This window comes from Kosmotoga pacifica (assembly GCF_001027025.1).
Classification (GTDB): Bacteria; Thermotogota; Thermotogae; order Petrotogales; family Kosmotogaceae; genus Kosmotoga_B; species Kosmotoga_B pacifica.
The window spans coordinates 1422279-1442505 of sequence record NZ_CP011232.1; the positions used below are offsets into that span (position 1 = coordinate 1422279).

The 20227-nt window shown below is 43.3% G+C and carries 17 protein-coding genes and 3 tRNA genes; 11 read left to right on the top strand and 9 right to left on the bottom strand.

Going from position 1 to position 20227, the window contains the following annotated elements:
- Positions 1-620: 620 nt before the first annotated feature.
- Positions 621-752, top strand: coding sequence for a hypothetical protein (locus IX53_RS11175; protein ID WP_273229785.1), 132 nt, complete (start codon positions 621-623; stop codon positions 750-752).
- A gap of 178 nt (positions 753-930) precedes the next feature.
- Here IX53_RS11175 and IX53_RS06560 read toward each other — a convergent pair.
- From IX53_RS06560 to IX53_RS06575, 4 genes are all read right to left on the bottom strand, one after another.
- Positions 931-1007 (bottom strand) — tRNA-Met (locus IX53_RS06560).
- A 4-nt stretch (positions 1008-1011) separates the two neighbouring features.
- Positions 1012-1088: transfer RNA gene (locus IX53_RS06565), tRNA-Met, on the bottom strand.
- Positions 1089-1134: 46 nt separating this feature from the next.
- Positions 1135-1223 (bottom strand) — tRNA-Leu (locus tag IX53_RS06570).
- Positions 1224-1270: 47 nt separating this feature from the next.
- Entirely contained in the window at positions 1271-2593 is a 1323-nt protein-coding gene (locus IX53_RS06575) for an MBL fold metallo-hydrolase (RefSeq protein ID WP_047754669.1), read from the bottom strand.
- Positions 2594-2761: 168 nt separating this feature from the next.
- Between IX53_RS06575 and IX53_RS06580 the strand changes: the two genes are divergently transcribed.
- Complete coding sequence (locus IX53_RS06580; protein WP_245612696.1) at positions 2762-4039, top strand: sodium/glutamate symporter family protein; 1278 nt, start codon at positions 2762-2764, stop codon at positions 4037-4039.
- Positions 4040-4050: 11 nt separating this feature from the next.
- On the top strand, positions 4051-5409 hold the full coding sequence (locus IX53_RS06585; RefSeq protein WP_047754671.1) for a sodium/glutamate symporter family protein: 1359 nt from the start codon (positions 4051-4053) through the stop codon (positions 5407-5409).
- A 74-nt stretch (positions 5410-5483) separates the two neighbouring features.
- On the opposite strand, the gene IX53_RS11055 is transcribed toward IX53_RS06585, so the two are convergent.
- A complete protein-coding gene (locus IX53_RS11055; protein ID WP_218916053.1) occupies positions 5484-5663 on the bottom strand; it encodes a hypothetical protein in 180 nt (59 codons plus the stop codon).
- 140 nt (positions 5664-5803) lie between these two features.
- On the opposite strand from IX53_RS11055, the gene IX53_RS06590 reads away from it, so the two are divergent.
- Both IX53_RS06590 and IX53_RS10555 read left to right on the top strand, forming a co-directional pair.
- The gene (locus IX53_RS06590) at positions 5804-7228 is read left to right on the top strand and encodes a fibronectin type III domain-containing protein (protein ID WP_169746205.1); all 1425 of its coding nucleotides are present in this window, start codon (positions 5804-5806) and stop codon (positions 7226-7228) included.
- Positions 7229-7244: 16 nt separating this feature from the next.
- Entirely contained in the window at positions 7245-9284 is a 2040-nt protein-coding gene (locus IX53_RS10555) for a S8 family serine peptidase (protein ID WP_053001226.1), read from the top strand.
- Between the two features lie 28 nt (positions 9285-9312).
- On the opposite strand, the gene IX53_RS06600 is transcribed toward IX53_RS10555, so the two are convergent.
- A complete protein-coding gene (locus tag IX53_RS06600) occupies positions 9313-10386 on the bottom strand; it encodes a lysylphosphatidylglycerol synthase transmembrane domain-containing protein (protein WP_047754673.1) in 1074 nt (357 codons plus the stop codon).
- Between the two features lie 102 nt (positions 10387-10488).
- Between IX53_RS06600 and IX53_RS10560 the strand changes: the two genes are divergently transcribed.
- From IX53_RS10560 to abc-f, 6 genes are all read left to right on the top strand, one after another.
- Entirely contained in the window at positions 10489-13086 is a 2598-nt protein-coding gene (locus tag IX53_RS10560) for a CehA/McbA family metallohydrolase (RefSeq protein WP_053001227.1), read from the top strand.
- 264 nt (positions 13087-13350) lie between these two features.
- Positions 13351-13488 carry a hypothetical protein gene (locus IX53_RS10925; protein WP_156173129.1) on the top strand — a complete coding sequence of 46 codons (138 nt, stop codon included), beginning with the start codon at positions 13351-13353 and terminating at the stop codon, positions 13486-13488.
- A gap of 124 nt (positions 13489-13612) precedes the next feature.
- Complete coding sequence (locus IX53_RS10930) at positions 13613-13750, top strand: hypothetical protein (protein WP_156173130.1); 138 nt, start codon at positions 13613-13615, stop codon at positions 13748-13750.
- Positions 13747-14541: an ABC transporter ATP-binding protein gene (locus IX53_RS06610; protein WP_047754674.1), complete on the top strand. Its 795-nt coding sequence runs from the start codon at positions 13747-13749 to the stop codon at positions 14539-14541. The genes IX53_RS10930 and IX53_RS06610 overlap by 4 nt, the downstream gene beginning before the upstream one ends.
- Entirely contained in the window at positions 14538-15368 is an 831-nt protein-coding gene (locus IX53_RS06615) for an ABC transporter permease (protein ID WP_047754675.1), read from the top strand. Before IX53_RS06610 ends, IX53_RS06615 begins: the two co-directional genes overlap by 4 nt.
- 103 nt (positions 15369-15471) lie before the next feature.
- Entirely contained in the window at positions 15472-17298 is a 1827-nt protein-coding gene (abc-f, locus tag IX53_RS06620) for a ribosomal protection-like ABC-F family protein (protein ID WP_047754676.1), read from the top strand.
- On the opposite strand, the gene IX53_RS06625 is transcribed toward abc-f, so the two are convergent.
- Genes IX53_RS06625 through IX53_RS06635 form a run of 3 tightly spaced genes read right to left on the bottom strand, consistent with a single transcriptional unit; the run spans position 17289 to position 20214 of the window.
- Positions 17289-17756 carry a hypothetical protein gene (locus tag IX53_RS06625; RefSeq protein WP_047754677.1) on the bottom strand — a complete coding sequence of 156 codons (468 nt, stop codon included), beginning with the start codon at positions 17754-17756 and terminating at the stop codon, positions 17289-17291. The genes abc-f and IX53_RS06625 overlap by 10 nt on opposite strands.
- Before the next feature lie 57 nt (positions 17757-17813).
- Positions 17814-19499, bottom strand: coding sequence for a putative ABC transporter permease subunit (locus IX53_RS06630; protein ID WP_047754678.1), 1686 nt, complete (start codon positions 19497-19499; stop codon positions 17814-17816).
- The gene (locus IX53_RS06635; protein ID WP_047754679.1) at positions 19456-20214 is read right to left on the bottom strand and encodes an ABC transporter ATP-binding protein; all 759 of its coding nucleotides are present in this window, start codon (positions 20212-20214) and stop codon (positions 19456-19458) included. Before IX53_RS06635 ends, IX53_RS06630 begins: the two co-directional genes overlap by 44 nt.
- Positions 20215-20227 lie beyond the last annotated feature (13 nt).

Below are 20227 nucleotides of genomic sequence, written 5' to 3' on the forward strand. Positions count from 1 at the left end.
CTCCACGGTAAGTTCACTATATAGCGCGAATTGTGTTTGCCCAATAACAAATGTTATCAGTGCAGATGTAAGGAATACACGATATCGTTATCATTTCAACGACATATAGTATGAAATCACGAAGAAATACAGCACATAAGGTGACATTCCAATCGTTAAATAGCCACGAAACTGTGAGCTACAAACTATGATTATTTAGACAGTAATAGTCGGCCCAAAAAACGAGCAAAAACAGACAACAGGCTATACCAGCCTATTTTTTGTCAGATTAAGGATTTGATCAGTGAAATAGATAAAACAGAGAATTTTTGTAAGGCTACTATGTGTGGGTAGTAAAATTATAACAGAGTTTCGTTTGAGAGTTCAAACTTCTTGCACTCTAGTTTGGCCTTCTATCAGAAAGAGATTTCAACTCATCCTGTAAATCGAGAACAGATAAATGGGGTTCCTAATCAGAAGAGACTACAGCGATATAGTTCTTATCTCAAACACGGCGATAAATAGCAGTGAACGATACTTGGTGGCAAATATATCTGAATATTTCGCGTTATCTCGTTTATACTATCCTATGCTTTGAATTTCTTGCTATTTTATGCTATAATATAACTGAGGTGATTTAAATGATAAAAAGAAAAGAGAGTAAGGGAAAGGACAAACCGTTCATTAAGACCGATGAGGAACTAAACCTTCTTGAAGTTTCCTTCAAAGATCGAAAGAGTCAAAATGATAATCAAAATCGATACAACAGATAAAATGAAGCCCCCTTACGGGGGCTTCATTCAATAACGAGCCATCTGGCTCAAATGGTGATTTTATGTCAATACCTTCCACAAGCATTATACCTCCGGGGAACACTTATAGTTTAGATTTTTATCTCAAAAATTTTTAAAAACATTTTGCAAACAAAAAAGCCCCTCATAATAGGGGCTTTGGTGGCGGCGGACAGACTCGAACTGTCGACTCTGCGGGTATGAACCGCATGCTCTAGCCAGCTGAGCTACACCGCCATAATGGTAGCGGGGGCAGGATTTGAACCTGCGACCTTTGGGTTATGAGCCCAACGAGCTACCAGACTGCTCCACCCCGCACCGAATATCTTTATATCAAGGGCCATTGGCGTCCATTCTTTCCATTTGGTGCCGGGAGCGGGACTTGAACCCGCACGGAGCTTCTGCTCCAACGGATTTTAAGTCCGTTGTGTCTGCCAATTCCACCATCCCGGCGCCGTATATTATCATAACACCCCGCATTTTCGTTGTCAAGTAGAGGCTCACAGAGCTATGTTCTCAAGATTTTCAGGAATGTCTATTTGAAACTCGTACCTGAGCTCTTCCTTCAGATTTTCCAAAGCTTCTTCGTCGCCGTGTACATAAATCAATCTTTCAGGCTGCAACCTTCTGGGGATCTCCAGTAATTCAAAATAGTTTGCGTGACCAGAGAAATTGAAGATGTCGACATCACAATTTACCTCAAGTTCCTCTTCGTCAAAGGTCACTGTTTTAGAATTTCTGAAAGCTTCAAGAACTGAAAACCCTGGAGATTCGGGGCTCTGATATCCCATGAAGTAAATGGCGGATTTTTCTTCTATCAATATCTCGTGTGCGAAGACGTACGATAGCGTGTCCTCTATTAGCATCCCTGAACTGAGTATCAAAATCATGGGCCTTTTTTCTTTGAGGAGCCAGTTGAACTTTCTCGGTACCACCACCACATATTTTTTTATAGCTTCTCTTAACCAGGCCCTTTCATTATTATCTATGCCGCTGTGTTCTGTGAGAAAAAGCTCAGTGAGCACGTGTACCATACCATTTATATATACAGGTACCCGTGGGAGTTTCCCTGATTCCATCTGCTTTAAGATCATGAAAAGAACTTCCTGACCCCTTCCGAGGGCGAAAACAGGTAGCAACACCCTACCGCCGGACTCGAGGATTTTCTTCAGTTTTTTGTTCAAACGCCGGATTTCAGAATGCCTGTCGGCAGTCTGAGCATCCTTAAGGCCGTATGTTCCCTCTGAAATGACGATATCAGCTCTCTCGGGCAGAGTCGCTGCGGGAACAGTAAGCTGTGGGGAGAGTGAAATATCACCGGTATAGAAAAGTTTTTTACCATCGTGTTCAATGAGGATTGAAGCTGCTCCCATAACATGTCCAGCCGGATACAGAGTCAGGACAATGTCGTTTGATAGTTCAACTGGTTGAAGATAATCGAGGGGGACGATTTTTTTCCTCGTTTTTTTGACATCTCTGTGGGTATAGAGTACAGGTTCTCCACATTTTTCGTTCTTTTTTTTCATTACCTCGACGGAGTTATTCAGTATCCTTAGAGCAAGGAACTTGTTCTCCGTTGAAGTCAGTACAGTGACATCCGGGAATTTTTTCAGGACATACGGAAGGGAAGATAAGTGGTCGTAATGAGAGTGTGAGATCACGATATAATCAACCCTATCGAGGTCTTCAATCAAAGGAAGCGATCCATAACCTTCCTTAACGGGATGCCTGCCACAGTCGATCATGATATTAAGACCATTTATTGACAATATATAGCTATTGGCGCCTATTTCTCTGCCTCCACCGAGTGGTGTGAAATTCATGACTTTCCTCCTTTTCTGGTAATATTTTACCAGAGAATGGGAACGAGTACTCTTTTAAGGTAAAATTGAAACACTTATCAATTGGCAGGTGATGGCGCGGTGGGTTCTCAGTGGTCTGTAGTTTATAATTTTATGCTTCTTTCTTTTCTTCTCTCGATCTCAGTGTTAATGAAAAGACTGATACCATCTTTGAAAAGAGTCTTTATCCCCAATTCGATAATAGCCGGGTTTTTGGGTATTTTACTCGGGAGTGATGTCCTCGGACTCTTTAGCTTCGATAGGGATGGGCTGGGGAAGATGATTTACCATTTTCTTGCCATTGGATTCATAGCCATCGCTTTGAAAGGCGGTAACTCGAAGCTAACTCGTTCGAGTTTGAATACAGGTTTTATCATAACGATGTCTTTGACGATTCAGGCTATTATAGGTTTTTCGTTGAGCCTTCTTATTCATTACTTCTTCTCGGAAAGAACTTTTCCTCTGATGGGATTACTCCTTCCTCTCGCTTATGATCAGGGCCCGGGACAAGCATTTTCCATCGGTCACCAGTGGGAGGCACTGGGTTTTGTCGGTGGAGGAACAGCTGGACTGGTTATGGCGACTTTTGGCTTCCTATGGGCGACAGTTGGTGGTATAGTCATCCTCAATATATACCTGTTGAAAAACAGGACCACCAAAAAAGGAGAAACGCGCGAAAAAACTTTAGAGGCTCTTGTGAAGGACTACGAATTTTCGGATATCGACGGCATGACCATTCAACTTCTGGCTGTCGGTGTGGTCTACTTTGTTACTTTCCTGTTTTTGAAATTTCTCAGTGGTGCTCTGGCTAATCTTGGAGAAGCTGGAGAAACAGTATCACAAATTCTGTGGGGGCTGCATTTCGTAATAGGAGTGCTTTTCGCCTTCGCTTTCAGGAAGGGTTACGACCTTATAAGGAGAAGCGAAAAATACAAAACAGAATATCTCAACGACTTTTTACTTCAAAGAGTTGGCGGGCTTGTTTTTGACTATATGGTAGCGGCTTCAATCTCTGCCATACCACTTAAGTTCTTTTTCGATAACATGGTACCAATATTGGTAATAACCATGGTTGGAGGGTTGACCACGGTTGCTTACACCATATGGTTCTGTAAAAAGAGCTATCGACACGCTTTAATAGAGCATATAGTTGCGATATTCGGGATGGAAACAGGTACAATATCCACAGGGATGGCCCTGTTGAGGGAAGTGGATACCAATTTTGAGACAGGAACGGCTGAAGACCTTGTACTGGGGAGCGGTGTGGCACTTATCTTTGGACTCCCCCTTCTTGGCCTGATAAATCTGCCAATACTAGGGGTTAGGTTCGGTAAGCCGGTTTACTTTTTCTATACTCTTGGTGGTTTTATTATCTATCTACTGATTGTTTTTGCTTTCTGGACTTTAAGCGTGAAAAGGACGAAATAGGGGTGAATGCAGTGGAAAACAGCTGGGGTATTGTTGGTGACTTTATGATTCTTTCTCTCCTTCTTGGTGTTGCAATCCTGATGAAAAAATTGATTAAGCCTTTAAACAAACTACTCATTCCCAATGCCGTTCTGGCCGGTTTCTTAGGAATGGCTTTCGGGCCTGGCGGGTTGAACTTGTTGAATTTCTCGTATGATAGGCTCGGTATTCTCGTATACCATCTCATGGCAATTGGATTCATTTCCATCGCTCTTAAAAAAAGGAAGGCAGCTTCTTCCAGATCGGCGATGAACACGGGCTTTTTTATAGCAATTTCATATGCGATTCAGGGGATAATAGGCTTTTCCATCGCTATGGTTCTAGCATATACCTTTTTCCCGAACCTGTTCATACCCTTTGGATTGCTACTACCTCTCGGTTTCGCACAGGGGCCAGGGCAGGCGTATTCCATTGGCAGTCAGTGGGAAGCACTGGGATTTGAAAACGGTGGGACTATAGGACTAACCATTGCGGCAATAGGTTTCCTTTGGGCGACTTTTGGTGGCATAGTGATGTTAAACGTTTTGGTTAAGGGTAAGAGGGCACGAAAGATAGTGCCAGAAAGACCTCAGGTAGTAGAGAAAGTTGAAACTATCGTTCGAGACTATGAATTCTCTGATATAGATGGTATGACTATTCAGGCGATGGTGGTGGGTTCTGTTTACCTCGTCACTTATCTTTTCTTAAAATACTTCACGAGTTGGATAGGAAATTTTGGTACCTTTGGTGAGACCTTTGCTCAGGTTCTCTGGGGATTTCATTTCGTGATAGGTGTGATCTTTGCATTCTCTTTTAGAGGAACTTATGACTTTTTCAGGAAAAAGAAAAAGAGAGAGTATCTCAACTCGTTCCTGCTTCAGAGGATTGCAGGATTAGTCTTCGATTACATGGTCGCAGCTTCCATAGCCGCTATTTCTCTGGAACTGATCAAGGAGTACATGATACCTATACTCATAATCACAACTGCTGGTGGCCTGGCAACTGCCGCATACACGATTTATTTTTCGAAATGGATTTACAAGCACGCGGTTATGGAACACATCGTTACTTTTTTTGGGATGCACACGGGTACTATCTCCACAGGTATAGCTTTATTGCGTGAGCTCGACCCGCAATTCGAGTCAGGTACGGCAGAAGATATGGTCATAGGAAGTGGTTTCGCTCTCTTTCTAGGTCTTCCGTTAATGATAATCATCAATATACCTATACTTGGCTTCAAACTAGGAAGACCTGTTTACTATTTCTACACACTATTGGCATTGCTCTTCTACTTTAGCATTATGTACATTTTCTGGTTTCTTAAAATCAAACGTTCGAAAGTTCGAAAATAGTAGTACAGTCGTTTGAAAGTGATTTAGTTCTATATATGGTAATTGTTTAGGATATATCGTCAATATATAGGATGTCAAAAAACAATATCTTTATATCCTTGATTTCTCCCCTCTATCAAGTGATATAATTTGTTAGTCATTTTTATTCCAACTAAAAGGGGGGAAACACATGAAGAAACTCTTCTTTCCATTTGTTGCGCTCTTACTTCTAGCTCTTCTTTCCGGTTGTCCTCAAAGCATTCAGCCGGAAACATTTGTGACTTCACAGATCATGGTGGAAGTAGTCCAGTACATGACCGGTCCGGCACTTGAAAATGCTCAGGTCAGAGTCTTTGATGCTGTTACAGGCGACCTGCTGGGCGAGGGGGTGACGGACGAACTTGGAAAAGCGACTGTGGACCTTGCTTGGACGGGAGAAGTGTTGGAGAAGGAAGTTGAAATTCTCGTCAACGCCGAAAATTGTGCACCGAGCGCTGTCAAAGGCGTTGTGGTGAGTGGTGCGCTGGAGGCCACAGACCTTGAGAACGTACCCGTAATTGAAATGGCTGCAAACCGGGCGATGATTAATCCAGAGTCGACTGAACTTCCCGCGTTTACCTTCCGCTTTGAAGACGCAGAGGGTAATCCCATCGATCCAACTAACATAGCCACCGATGTGACAGTCATCGTAGAAATCAACGATGATAACGACTGGGAATACTTTGACGCACTCTACATCGGTCTCGGCTATGTTCCCTGGGCTGGAGGTCGAGACGCAGCCACTTTCGGTGCTACTTCGCTTGAGTACACGTACAGCCTTGAAGGAAAATCAGGTGAGATTCTACTACATATTGTGGCATACAACCATAACAGAGCGAGGATGGACCAGATCGTGACACTGAACTTCCAGCCTCCAGAAACGCCTGTTATCGCGGAGAGATTCGCACCAACGGGAGTCTGGATATATTCTCTCACCAAGGACAGCCCCATCGAGTTCTATGGCTTAAAGGAGACAGCAGGTTCTAAATTGGCAAGTAAAGAACTCCACCTCGACGAACTAAATGGAGCGCCGGTTGAGGGAAACATCTTTGTCCAGATTGCCTGGGACGCTCCCGCCACTTCTACAGATATTGTGGGTTACAACATCTATCGGTCGGATGACGGTGGCTTAACGTACAAAAAGGTGGCTTTCAGAACCGGGGATTACGGATTCGACCACGGCATTGGCATTGAACCAGGAAAAGAATATTTTTATAAAGTTAGATCTGTATACAGCGACGGCAGTGAATCCGGTGATAGTAACGTGGTTCGAATGGTACCTCTGGATATCTTCAAAGTAAAGCTTGTATCCCCAGCCAACAGAGCCACAAATGTGTCAAGAAGGCCCATCTTCCGCTGGATACCTACTGACAAGGAGGACCCCACTAAAGCTCCGGTGCTTGGTGGTGGGCTGATCGATGAAAATGATATATATTACGGTTATTATCTCTGGATCTACGACACGACCCAAAGTGACGGCCAACACATAGTTCCTGACGACGAATTCTACACCTTCGGACCCTCGGAGGTCAGCGTGCAGTTCCTCGATCCCTCGTACGATTGGTATTACTTTGTCATGGGAGACTGGTACTACTACTTCTTCGACGGACTCGAAGCCTATAAGACCTATGAATGGGGACTGGACTATGCTTACGCGATTTACTATGGAGACGACGAAGATGGTGACGGGTTCGAGGATTGGATATCATTGGCTGTGACCATAGATTGGGGTTATGGGATAGACCGGTGGGTGAACGAGCCTGACTACTACAACCGCTTCACCACTGGCGAAGGTTACTAAGAAAGGGGGGATTTGAATGAAATCGATGAAACTCTTAGTAATTATTGCACTGCTTGCTTTGGTTATTTCTGCCTGTACGCTCGTCCCGAATCATGAAGAAAAAGCGGATGTTACTGGAATATGGCAGGCTATTGAAAATGCCCCCTACTACGAAGGTAGGTTGAACATTGGATACGAAAATTATTCAGATGTTGAGAAGCTAGCAGAGGCTCTTGATGCGGAGATAGTGCTTGACATACCTCAAATAAAGGCTGCAAGCATCCGATTCGACGGCAAACTTGTGGACATAAAGGACGAGCTGCTGGATGTAGTTAGGAACAAGGACCTGGCTTTGAGATACATAGAGCCCAGTTACGAGAGAGAACTGGACGAGCCTTTGAAGTCCCCAGACGTACTGAAAGAACTTGGAATGCCTTCCTTCACTGTTACAGAAGTTGCCACCGAGGGTATTCCTGACCTTATGGAATTTGTCTGGGGCGTCGAGAAGATAGGTGCGCCTGAAGCCTGGTCTTTGGGCTACGACGGCAGTGGGATCATTGTGGCTGTAATCGATACCGGTATCGATTCAACGCACCCAGATCTGGAAGGGCAAGTTGCAATGAGGTATGACCCTCTTTTGGGCACTGAGGTGGCTACGAACATAGATTATTCTTTTGAGGCACATGGTACCCACGTCGCCGGGACTATTGCTGCCAAGGACGATGGTATCGGCGTAACAGGTGTCGCCCCCGGTGCAAAACTCATGGATATCCCCATTTTCCAGCCAGGTTACATTGGAGATGAGTATGTTGCCAGTGGGATAGTATGGGCAGTTGATCACGGAGCAAATATTCTTTCAAACTCCTGGGGTGGAAAGGGTTATTCATCGATGCTTCATGATGCTATAACCTATGCTTATGTTAACAACGTTATTTTCGTTAATTCCGCAGGGAACGAACGTGTAGATGAAATCGGCAGTCCCAAGATGTACCCCGGTGTTGTAGTAGTGGCTGCAAGCACCGCAGTGGATGGAGTGACTAACTTTTCCAGCAGAAGCAGGAAAATATCCGTAGCAGCTCCTGGCGATTACACCGTTCTTTCGACCGTTCCGCTCTGGGACGAAGATGAGTTCGTCTTCGATTCTTACCCCTATGCTTTCTACGGTGGGACCTCCATGGCCTGTCCCCATGTTTCGGGTGCTCTCGCTCTGTTGATGCAGAAGTACAGTGAGGAAGAAGAAGTTCTTAATCCCTACCAATACAGAAAGATCCTAGAAAGGGGTGCCGTGGACATACTGGAGCCCGGATTCGACCTAGCCAGCGGCTGGGGCAGACTGGACGTATCCGGTTCCCTCGCGGTCGATCCTGACAGCATAGGAAATGGTGGAGAAGTGGTGTTTAAAGCCCTCTCCAGAAGAACTTATGCTGATGGTTCGAAAGAACCGCTGAACGGTGTGTACGTGACCCTGATACCTCACGACCCCTGGCTGCCTATTTATACAGCCAAGACTTTCGGCGATGGTTACGCGCCCTTCATAGGAATAGACCCAGGCATGTACGACGTCTATTTTGGGAACGGGGATCCCTTCGATCCTTACAGCTGGATGTACTATGGAGGCAGAATGGCGGAACAACATGGCTATTCCTGGAAAGACTTCGAGGTAACGGAAGGAACAGCATGGTATGCAGTGCCTGCGGAGTTCTCGTCAAAGCCCAAAGTAGTTGTGGAAAACATACAGTTCTACACTTTGGATGGGACACCGGTTGATGTATCTGAAGTTCCTGTGATCGCTTTCAACATAAAGGCTATTAATGTTATCACAGCTGATGAATTTTCAACAACCATCTTTTTTGATGGTGGTTCTTTCACACTTCCTGATAACGCGCCACCTCCACTGTACGAATTCTACATTATTCCTGTCTTAGAGGTAGATGACTTGGAGGACTACTACGCAGTAGTAAGCGGCTATGTGGAATACGACAACGATGCTGACAGGCGTGTGTTCTTCGAGGTCTACATGGATGGAGGCGGAGCGTTAATAACGGACGGCTGGATGTACTACTTTACCGCGTTCTGATAAACAGTTTCGATATTCCGGGGGACCCTCAATTCCCCCGGTTTTTTTTATTTGCTATTCTTTTTTGCCTTGCCAGAAAAATCACTGTTCCAAGGACTATCATGAAATGGTATGTCAGCAGCCTCCAGAGAGCCACAGCGATGCCTATAACCCCTTTTGGGAGAACACCACCCAGCATGTAAAACAAACCGAGCTCCAGGGCTCCGCTCGCGCCCGGAGTCGGCACATAGAAGGCCACAAGGAACAGAAGTTCCTGGACACCCCAGACTTCAAGGAAAGAAACGGATGAAGTAACCTGAGATACACCCAAAAGTCCCATGAGTACGAAGTACATAATGAACTTAAATACAACGCTGAACAGGATTGATAGTGCTATATCTATGAACATATTGTGTGGCCCTTTTTTCCAGATGAGCTTCATGTAATAATTGAACTCTTCGAATTTTTTTATGAGATATTCTCTGACCTCATCGGGTTCACAATCCAGCGACTTTCCAAGGAGTTTTCGTATGAACGTCGGCTTTAAGAATATATCGAGGGACCTTATAAGCATTTTTTTCGAATACGAGAGAGTAACGAGAAAGATCAACAGTGCGATGGTCATGAGCGCTCCGAGAGACGCGAAAATTCCTATTCCTGGGATTTTGAGGAAAGCGTTCCAGTATTTTGGCAGAAAAATCAATGCAAGGATCAATATGGCCACATTGTTCACGACATACCTTGAAACGACGACAGCTGCGGCTGTCGTTGTCTCGACGCCCCTCTTTGAGAGATCGTATACCTGGTAAGGCTGACCACCGGCGGCGAAAGGAGTAAGATTGTTGAAAAACTGCATCAGTAATATATTTGCGAAAGCTTCTTTGTATGGCAAGTTGATCCCATATGATTTCAGCAGGAGCTTTGTCCTCAATGCGTTGATTGATTGTGCGAGCATATAGATGGAAATAGTCCCAATAATCCATGAAGGAGATAGTTTCAGGACTAACGACAAGTCGACGTTTTCACCCAGAAAGGCAAGGATAGCGAAGATAACGATAAGGCTAATTATCAAAGCGTAGAACGCCTTTTTATATGAAAAGGTTTGCTTTCGGTTCTCTTCCATAAATCCTCCGGAGTTTTCAGAATAGCTAGTAAATTATATCACATGGGTTCTAGAGGTGCTTTGTGATACAATTTTCTGATAAAGAAAAGGGGGGAATAGAAGATGAAAAAGCTGTTATTTGTAACACTCATACTGCTCTTTGTTTCAATGAGTTATGCTCAGTTTGTAGGTCTGAATCTTTTCTTTGGGAATCTTCATTCTCACACCTCTTATTCCGATGGTCAAAAGACACCTGAGTTTGCGTATAACTTTGCAAAAAATGTTCCCAAAATGGATTTCTTGGCTGTAACGGACCACGCCCACTATTTTGAGCAAACTCTGTCAGATGGTAGAGACAAGTTCGAAGCGATGAAAGAAGCCGCACATGTGAATAGCAGCGATAATTTTCTCGCTATTGCTGGGTTCGAATGGACGGCTACCGGCTGGGGACATATCAATGTATATGAAGCTCCTGATTGGACGGACAGGAATGAGTCACCGGATCTCGATAGCTTTTACAGCTGGATAGAGAGTAGAAAGGTTCTTGCTCAGTTCAACCACCCTATGTCTATGTTTGGAATTTTTGATGATTTCAAATACTATCCAAAAGCTGATGAATATATCAATCTCGTAGAAATTGGAAATGGGAACTGGTCTTTGGGTGATACCATCTCCCCGGAAATGTTCAATGCTGTCAGACTCGCATTCGCAAATGGTTGGCACCTCGGTACAACTGTGGGCCAGGACAATCATAAAGCTAACTGGGGTGCGGCAAATGATTCGAGGACGGCCGTGTATTCTCCTTCGTTAAAACTTGACGACATTCTTGATAGTTTAATGAAAAGACGTACTTATGGAACCGAGGATAGCAATGTGGTAGTGGAATTCTCGGGCAACGGCGAGCCTCTCGGGTCTATCATCTACGATGCGAGTTCACTGAAGCTCGTTCTGAAAATAAAAGAAACTGATGATGACCCGATAGCTAAAGTTGTTATCTATTCAAAATATGGAATCTACAAATCTTTTGATGTCAACGCAACCGTTTTTGAATACAGCGAGGAGATACCCATAGAGAGTTCTTATGAATATTTCTTTGCATATATTCTCGAAGCCGACGGTCAGGAGATCGTAACAACACCCGTGTGGGTGCAGAGCTCTTTAAAGTGCTATCTCTATAACCCCTCAGTACATCCCGGTAACGTGAAACCCGGTGAGAAAGTCGTCACAAAGTTCGTCGTTGCAAATTTGAATGATACCTCGAAGGAGTTCGTGGTATATCTAAAAAACCCGGAAGGGAAAGTATTGGCAAACAAGAAATTTTCATTGGGTGCTCTTTCGGCGGAAACAGCGGTTCTTGAATTTACACCCGAGTCTGAGAAAGATAGCACCATTATTTTTTGCATAGACAATGAAGTGAATTATAAACTTGAACTGACTGTGAGGTCATCCGCTTCGTTGAATATACTTCTCGATAAAACGCACGACAATTATTCCATGAACGCCAGGGAAATATTGAAGGCTTCCATCAACACAGCGGGACATAAGATCGTAGAAGCTGAAAGAATGTTGAAGCCCAATGACCTCTCTAATAAAGACGTTTTTATTCTGCCGTTGCCGGGCACAAAAGGCTTCTTTGAAAAATTGAAGATTCTAATGCCTCTACATTTAAATATGATTAAAAACTATGTCGAAAATGGTGGAACCCTCATCATTTTAGGAAATGGAGCACCCATTTCCCAAGCTATAATCGATTCATACAACAACCTTTTGAAGGCTCTAGACCAACCTATCATCTTCGGAAACGTGATCGCAGATGACGTGGAGGAAATATCTGGTATAACCTTCGATGGCTACAGGGAACTGGTGGGCGCTGGTACACATTTCGAAGGAAATTACGGAAATGGCAAGGTTCTTGTATTCGCAGGAGATCCCTTTACTGATAGGGTTATCTCAGCGAACGTCGAGCTTTTGAACGAGCTCTTTGGTGTAAATGAAATAGTCGAACCCGAATCCGAAAACAAAATACCGGTGGTACTCATAGATACAGCCCACGGAAACGATTATTCGCGGGATAAGCTGAATGATTTTTCTGCAGCTATAGACAGTTGGGGATATTTGAGTAAGTTCCTCTATGAACCCCTATCAGATGAGATACTCAAAAGTGTAAAACTCCTTGTTCTTATGGATGGTGCAGGCTACACGAAGGACGAGTACGAAGCGGTAACCACCTTCCTGAAAAACGGTGGAAGACTCCTCTTAACAGGAAAATCGGATTTCAGGGATGGTAGCCATCCTCAAGTTATGAACCGGTTTCTAGAGTTGATCGGTTCCAGTATTAGGTTGAATGACGATCAAATCGTTGACCCAACGGACAATTACGGTGCTTCTTACAAGGTGGAAATAAAGACATTTCCAAAAAGTGAGCTGAAATTCATTCCTGAAAAGAAAGTTGATGTTTATAGCGGTTGTTCGTTGCTGGTCAATGAAGGATCTGGAGTAGAGATATTTGCCACCGGTGATGAAGACACGAAGAGTGTTGATGCAGATGGCAGAGGAGATGCTTTCCCAGTCGAAAAGGTAATCTTTGCTGCTGGTGAGAAGATAGGAAAGTCGAGAATCGCGGTACTCGGCAAGGCGATTTTCAGTGATTACGATTTCAAATATCCCGGTAACGATAATTACAAATTCACAAAAATGATAATCGACTGGTTGATGAAATGAATTTGTAACAAAGGGACTTTGCTATAAAGGGCTTTTATGGTATAATGACACGGAAATCAAGAATGTGAGGAGGTGTGGCAATGATTTTTAGGAACAGAATGGTAGCATTTACCCCTGTATCTGGGGTTACTCTGCTTTGCCACGCCTTTGTACGTCTATGGAGGTATAAGCCTGTATAGTACAGGTTTCGAGGATACAAGGGTCGTGGCGAAAGTCACGGCCCTTTTTTTTGGTTCCTTTCTTCTGTCGCAGGAGGTGAATAACATGAGGCATAACTTTTGGAAGAGCAACGCAATCGTCGTAGTTGAAAACAGGGACTGTAAATCGGGCATCTGTCGCGCCGATATAACGAAAGAGAGTTTGTTTGATGGTCAAGGAGAATTTGTTAAGTTGGTACTTTGAAAGGGGGTATTGCAATGCACCAAAAGCGTATAAAATCTGTCATTAAAATCGATAGAACCATTGAAAAGATAAGAGAAGAAACACTTAAAGACATTGGATTTATCCGGGAAAGAGGGAGGTTACTATGAGTAAGAAGAAACACTATCATAATTCCATTTATCGCGGGGCTAAGTCTTCTCCTGTTGAAATAGAGAAAAAGGTGAACAAGATTCATTACGAACTGTTGAAAAGGCTCATGCGAATTGGAGGTGGTGGACTATGAATTACGCGTTGATATCTGAAAACATAAAGAAGCAATTCAAAAAGAGCAAAAGGATTGTTCATGCCCTAAAAGGGATAAACCTTCAGATAAGGGAAGGCGAGATATATGGTTTATTGGGTCCGAATGGCTCTGGAAAGTCAACCTTCATCCGGATAGCATCAACTCTGTTGATACCCGATACTGGGAGCATAAAGATTTTCGGATATGACGTGGTGAAGGAAGCCACGAAAGTCCAGAGACTAATTAATCGCGTTTCAGCCGAAGCGAGTTTTTTCAAAAAGCTATCGGCGATGGAGAACCTGCTTTTTGCTGCCGGTATACATGGTATATCGAAGAAGGAAGCACTGGAAAAGATTTATGACATCTCTGAAAAGGTGGGACTTGATAGGAAACGCCTTAACGACCCTCTGGAAGATTTTTCAAGGGGGATGCAGCAAAAAGTTGCCATTGCCAGGGCTTTCATGACTGAACCAAGATTGATGCTTCTTGATGAACCCACAACTGGACTTGACCCAAGGGCAAAGCGTGAAGTGCAATCGTTAATACTCCAAATGAGAGAAAATATGGGGGCAACTATACTTCTCACGACTCATGACATGGAAGAAGCAGAAAGGCTATGTGATTATGTGGCGATAATTCACAGAGGCCGGATAATTATCAAAGGACGAACGAGTGAATTGAAAACTATGATCGCTCACAAAGTCACGAATCCGACATTTGAAGACGTTTTTATGGAATTCACGGGTATCAGCTTTGATGAGGCGGAGTACGAGGAGGCTGAAAGTGCATGAGTACTCAAAGCATAGTGCGGGAAATGCGGGCTTCCTGGGCCTTTATTGTACGGAACTTCAATCTTATAAAACGTTATTGGAAATGGGAAGTTGTTTTCTTCGCATACACTATAGCCAACTCCATAACGATGGGGTTCATTGGCAAAGGTGTGGAGGCTTTTTCAGGAGCTGTACTGGATACGAATTATCTGATTCTCTATATGCTTCTCGGGTCGATTCTCTGGGGTTATCTCTCGATACTATTTGAGATAGTAGCCGAGACGGTCGCCTGGGAGCGCTGGGAAGAAACAATAGAATATACATTCATGGCTCCTATCAAAAGGGCAACGCACCTCTTGAGCGTATGTGGGTTCGCTATTCTCTATGGAATATTGCGAGCGGGTTTGATCCTTCTGGTGGTCTCGATCTTTTTCGACCTGGATCTTTCAAAAGCCAACTTCGCCTCTGCAACCGCAATATTGGCGATAGCGAGTTTCTCCTTTATAGGTCTGGGAATGGTAGCAGCTATTCTGCCATTGATTTCACCAGAGAAGGGCGTTCAGGTTGTCCATATCTTTCAAGCGCTGTTGCTGATGTTCTCCGGTGTTTATTATGAGATAACCGTGTTACCCTTGTGGATGCAGAAAGTAGCAAGGCTGTCACCGGCGACTTACGCTCTCAAAGGCATGCGCTCCGCTATACTTGATGGGAAAGGCTTCAATGAATTGTGGTCAGAGGTCTGGCCATTATTGATTCTTGGTTTTTTCCTTCTCCCGATTGGAATATATTTCTTCCAGATCATGGAGCACTGGGCGAAAAAGAAGGGAGTTCTCAAAAGGAGCGGTTGATACCGCTCCTTTTCGTACTATTTGAAGGTTCCATCGATGTTCAATGATAAAATCGAAAGTGTACTTCGATTCCAAAGCATAAAATATATTTGGGAGGTCAAATATGCTCGTTACTTTGAGCGGAGTGACTCACGATTACGGTGAGGGGTTACTCTTCAATAATATTTCTACATCAATAAACAGACAGGACAAAATTATATTGATCGGTCAGAATGGAAGTGGCAAATCGACCCTTCTGAAAATAATTGCAGGTTTGCTTGAACCAACTTATGGAGAGGTACATAGAGCTTCAAGTATCAGAATAGGTTATCAGGTTCAGGAACGAATTACAGACAGACATTTGTCTCTTATGGATTTTTATATGAATGAAAAAGAGAAAATAGAGCCAGATACAGAGGAATATTACAGTTTTGATAGACGTGTCAGGAGCATATTAACAGGGCTTGAGTTTTCCTCAGAAGACTGGGAGAGGGAACTCGGCAGTTTCAGTGGTGGGGAAATTACGAGAATCGCGCTGGGAAGATTGCTCCTTTTGGATTATGATCTTTTACTACTTGATGAACCCACAAATCACTTGGACCTGAAGTCCGTCGACTGGCTCATTGCATTCCTGAACTCATACCGCGGAGCGGTGCTTCTCGTATCACATGATAGACACCTCATAAGAAGTGTGGGAAACAGGTTCTGGGAAATAAATAGCCGAAAGCTCTGGGACTTTCCCGGAAGTTTCGATAATTATGTTTCTGAAAGGGAACTGTTCGTAAAGAGTGCTCTAAAAAAGCGAGAAAAGCTCGAAAATGAGATAGACAGGCTTCAGATTGTGGCCCGAAGGTACAGACTCTGGGGAGGCGAAAAATTCATTCGTCAGGCTGTTAGTAAAGAGAAGCAGATAGAACGACTCAAGGAAGAGTTGGAGACAATTTCGATCCCTGAAGAGGGAGATTCTCCGAAGATAAGGCTTCCTGAACCTTCCAGAACAGGTTATGTGGTGTTGGAAGTGAAGAACCTCCATTTCAGCTATGATAAAAGAGTTGTTTTCAACGGGGCGGAGATTGTACTGCACCGTGGCGAGAAACTCGGTATAGTTGGACCAAACGGTAGCGGTAAATCGACACTATTGAAGATACTCGCTGGACAGCTTTCACCGTCTTCAGGTGAAGTGAAATGGGGATATAATGTCAGTTGGGGATATCTTTCCCAGATGTCAGACGAGCTCTCATTTGAAAAGGAAGTCATACAGGAATGCTGGGAGCTTGTGCCTGACTGGCCAGACTTTGAAATCAGAAAGTACCTCGGGCGGTTCGGTTTCGAAGGCGAGAGTGTTTTTAAGAAAGTGGGATTACTGAGCGGAGGTGAAAAGACGCGTCTTGCCCTCGCAAAGATGATTCTCAAGAAACCAAATGTGTTAATTATGGATGAGCCCACGAACAACCTTGACATCTGGTCAATTCAGAGCCTAGAAAAGGTGCTTATGGAATACAAAGGCGCGATTATTCTCGTTTCCCACGACAGGGAGTTTCTAAAGAATATCTGTGAAAAATATGTAGTCATCAAGTCCAACAAGTTGGAACATCTTGATAGATTGGAAATATATCTGGAGAATTTTGATGAGTTCAAAGATACATTTCTCAGACAAAAAGACAATGCGAGTAAGCAAAAAAATTTCAAGGAAAAACGAAGGCTCAGTAACCAGCGGAAAAAACTTTCAGAAATGCTTGAAACTTTGAATATTCGGGAAAAAGAACTTGAAAGATCACTGGAGAAACTGTATCAAGAAATTGCATTGCATTCAGCTGATTATCAGAAACTTCAAAAATTACAAGAAGAGATCAGTCTCATAGAAGAAAAATTCCTCAATTTACTTGAGGAGAGAGAATTGCTTCAGAAGGAACTTTCACTGCTCGATGAAAGGCTTCTGGGCTACAGGTGAAACATCATTTCCACAATGGCATAGATAAGGATTATTGAGATAATCAGAAAGTTGTTGAAATAACTCCCACCGACAAGGATTCTCATATCCCTTTCAGTCATTGCGAGGGGGTTATATTCATTCTTTTTTGCAATTGATAAAAGGTATATTGACCAGATGATGTGCAGAGTAAAAACAGCAAGCCCCGATATTATTAGAGACTGACACACGTTTTCGAAATTGCTGATGGCATGAATGATGAAATATTCAACCAGGCTGGTACCCAACATGAGGATCCAGCAGATGTACATAACTCTCCTGTAAGTCCTAAGGATATTGAAGACCAGTACCTTGATTTCCGGTATGTCTTTCTTTGCTATTAAAGGAATGAGAAAGAAGCCAAGTGTAATACTGAACCCGGCCCACAAAATCGATGAAAGGATCAATACATACCTATTGACAAATAAGAAAACGTCCACCTAATCACCCCCCGCCTTAAATATAATTTTATCACCTTTTCAGAAAAACTAGAAGTTTTACACGTCTCTAAATATTAATTGTTCGATCTTTTTCAGTGCGGGTTTTAACAGAGCCAGAAAACCCGCTATGCTACTAAAAGTAATCAAAATTGTTAATAAAGCTGGTGAGATAACATCGATTGTACGTGTTATGAGAAAACCGAACCCTCCAACGAAGCCAAAAACAATGAAAATCGAAAGTGCCACGTTCCAGTTTTGCTTGATAGCTCTCTGGGGATTATCCCAGTTCAATAAAGGTCTTATCGCGTCGATCATAAACTGTATCAAATTGAGAAAAGCTGAAACAATAAGGGATAATAGCACTATTAGAACATCCTGAAGTACAGTTCCTCCAAACATGATATGGAGTACAACAGTCATAAACAGAATCCCCATAGCTCCCACTTCCATGATGTTCAAGAATTTCGCCTTGAAAATATCTGTGGCACTGAGTGGAAGAACCTTGAGTTCGGATAACAATTTACCTTCTCGACTAAAGGTAGAAGCGGCAAGCCCATTCATTGAACTCACGAGCACTCCAGCAAGAATACCTATAGGAACATAAAAATCCTTGACCGCAAACAGAAAGCTATCTATTTGCTCTCCGACCTGGGGATTCCCTCTATAGATATATATAAACATCAGCGCCATCACTGGCATTATCAACGTTCCAGCGAGTCCATTCAGAGCAAAGGAAGGAACCCTCAGGAAATACTTCCATTCCCTCGAGTGCAAAATAGAAAGGCAACTTCTTTCTTTGCTGAGTTTTTCTATAAGCTCTTCACTGGTGACATCCTTTCTCATGGCATAGAATTCCTGAAGTTCGCTGTATGTGTCGTAATAATATTTTTTTGCGAACCAGATGGTGAAAGCAAAAACTAATCCATGTAAACCGATATTTCCCAGCAGCCATAGAGATCCGACTATCCCGCTGCCCAAAAGGGTTTTTGTGGCAAAGAATGCAGGCGGGTAAATGTATGTAAGCTTGTTTATCAGTGCGTTTGGATCGGCTAAAAAATTTGCAAAGTCCAAACCCTCTTTTCCTCCACTGAAAGAGGACCTGTAGATGAAAAAAAGCGCGACTAACGATCCCGCCAGAGCAGCTCCCCCAAGAAAGTACAACATAAAGTCCTTGAGCTTACTGAACCTCACCACTCTGGATAGTGGCAAGACCAGTACTGTCTGGAACAGCATCGGAAATATCTGCGAGAGAAGAAATAAAACGGCGGTGTAAATCCAGTACGAGACACCCATATTGTTTTTCAATCCAAAATATATCAATGAGGGGAGCAAAATAACGATAGAAACAAGCATCTGAAAAATGATCACGGTGAACAATTTTGCAGTCACCACTTCCGAGGCTTTGAGAGGAAGTGTGGTTAAGACTTTCATATCCTTCGAGAAGAAGAGAGTGTTGATCAACAGAAAAAATCCTGTCATAAACCCTATGACCCCGCTACTCACAAAAGCGTTAGCCAGAAATAACCGCTCCATTCCTATAGCTGCTAATTGTCGATAACTGTTGACCAGTAAAGGCTTGTAAAAATACACGAAGGAAAAAATGAGTACTCCGATTACGTAAGCCATGAGCACTAATATCCAGAGTCTTTTTTTGTCTTTTGAGTACGTATATTTTATGTTGCTGAAGCCATAGTTTGCGTTAGCTATTGTCCAGATAAGAGAAATCAATCTTTTCAGTTCCACTTCTCGTCACCTCTAAGAAGAGTTCTTCAAGGGTGCCTTCTCCCTGAAGCTTTTTGAACTCCTCAACGGTTCCCACGAATCTTAACTGCCCTTTATGAATAATGCCGATTCTGTCACATATCTTTTCCGCAATTTCCATTATATGTGTGGAAAAAAACACAATATTGCCAGAATCTGCATGGTTTCGCATCATTTTTTTTAGAATGAAAGCCGATTCTGGATCTAGACCAACAATGGGTTCGTCCAATACCCACACTTTTGGATTATGTGACAGCGCCGCTATAAGGCTGAGCTTTTGCTTCATTCCATGGGAGTATGTGTTTACCGGGTCCATAATGGCGTGCGATAATTTGAAAGCCTTTAGTAACCCTTCTATCCTCTCTGCTCTAACATCTTTTGGTACTTGAAACACGTTCAGGATGAAGTTAAGATACTCGATACCTTTGAGTTTTTCCATAACGATAGGTTCATCAGCTACGTAGCCGATAAGCCTTTTTGCTTTGACCGGTTCTTTTTGGATATCGATTCCGCAGACCTCAACCTTACCCTCTGTGGGCTTTATGACACCTGTTATCATCTTTATTGTAGTGGTTTTCCCGGCTCCATTGGGGCCAAGGAACCCAAATATTTCGCCGGCTTTGACTTCTAAGGAAAGGTGGTTGACGGCCTTTACTTCACCAGCATAGACTTTAGTTACTTTGTTAAGCTTTATCATACGATCACCCGCC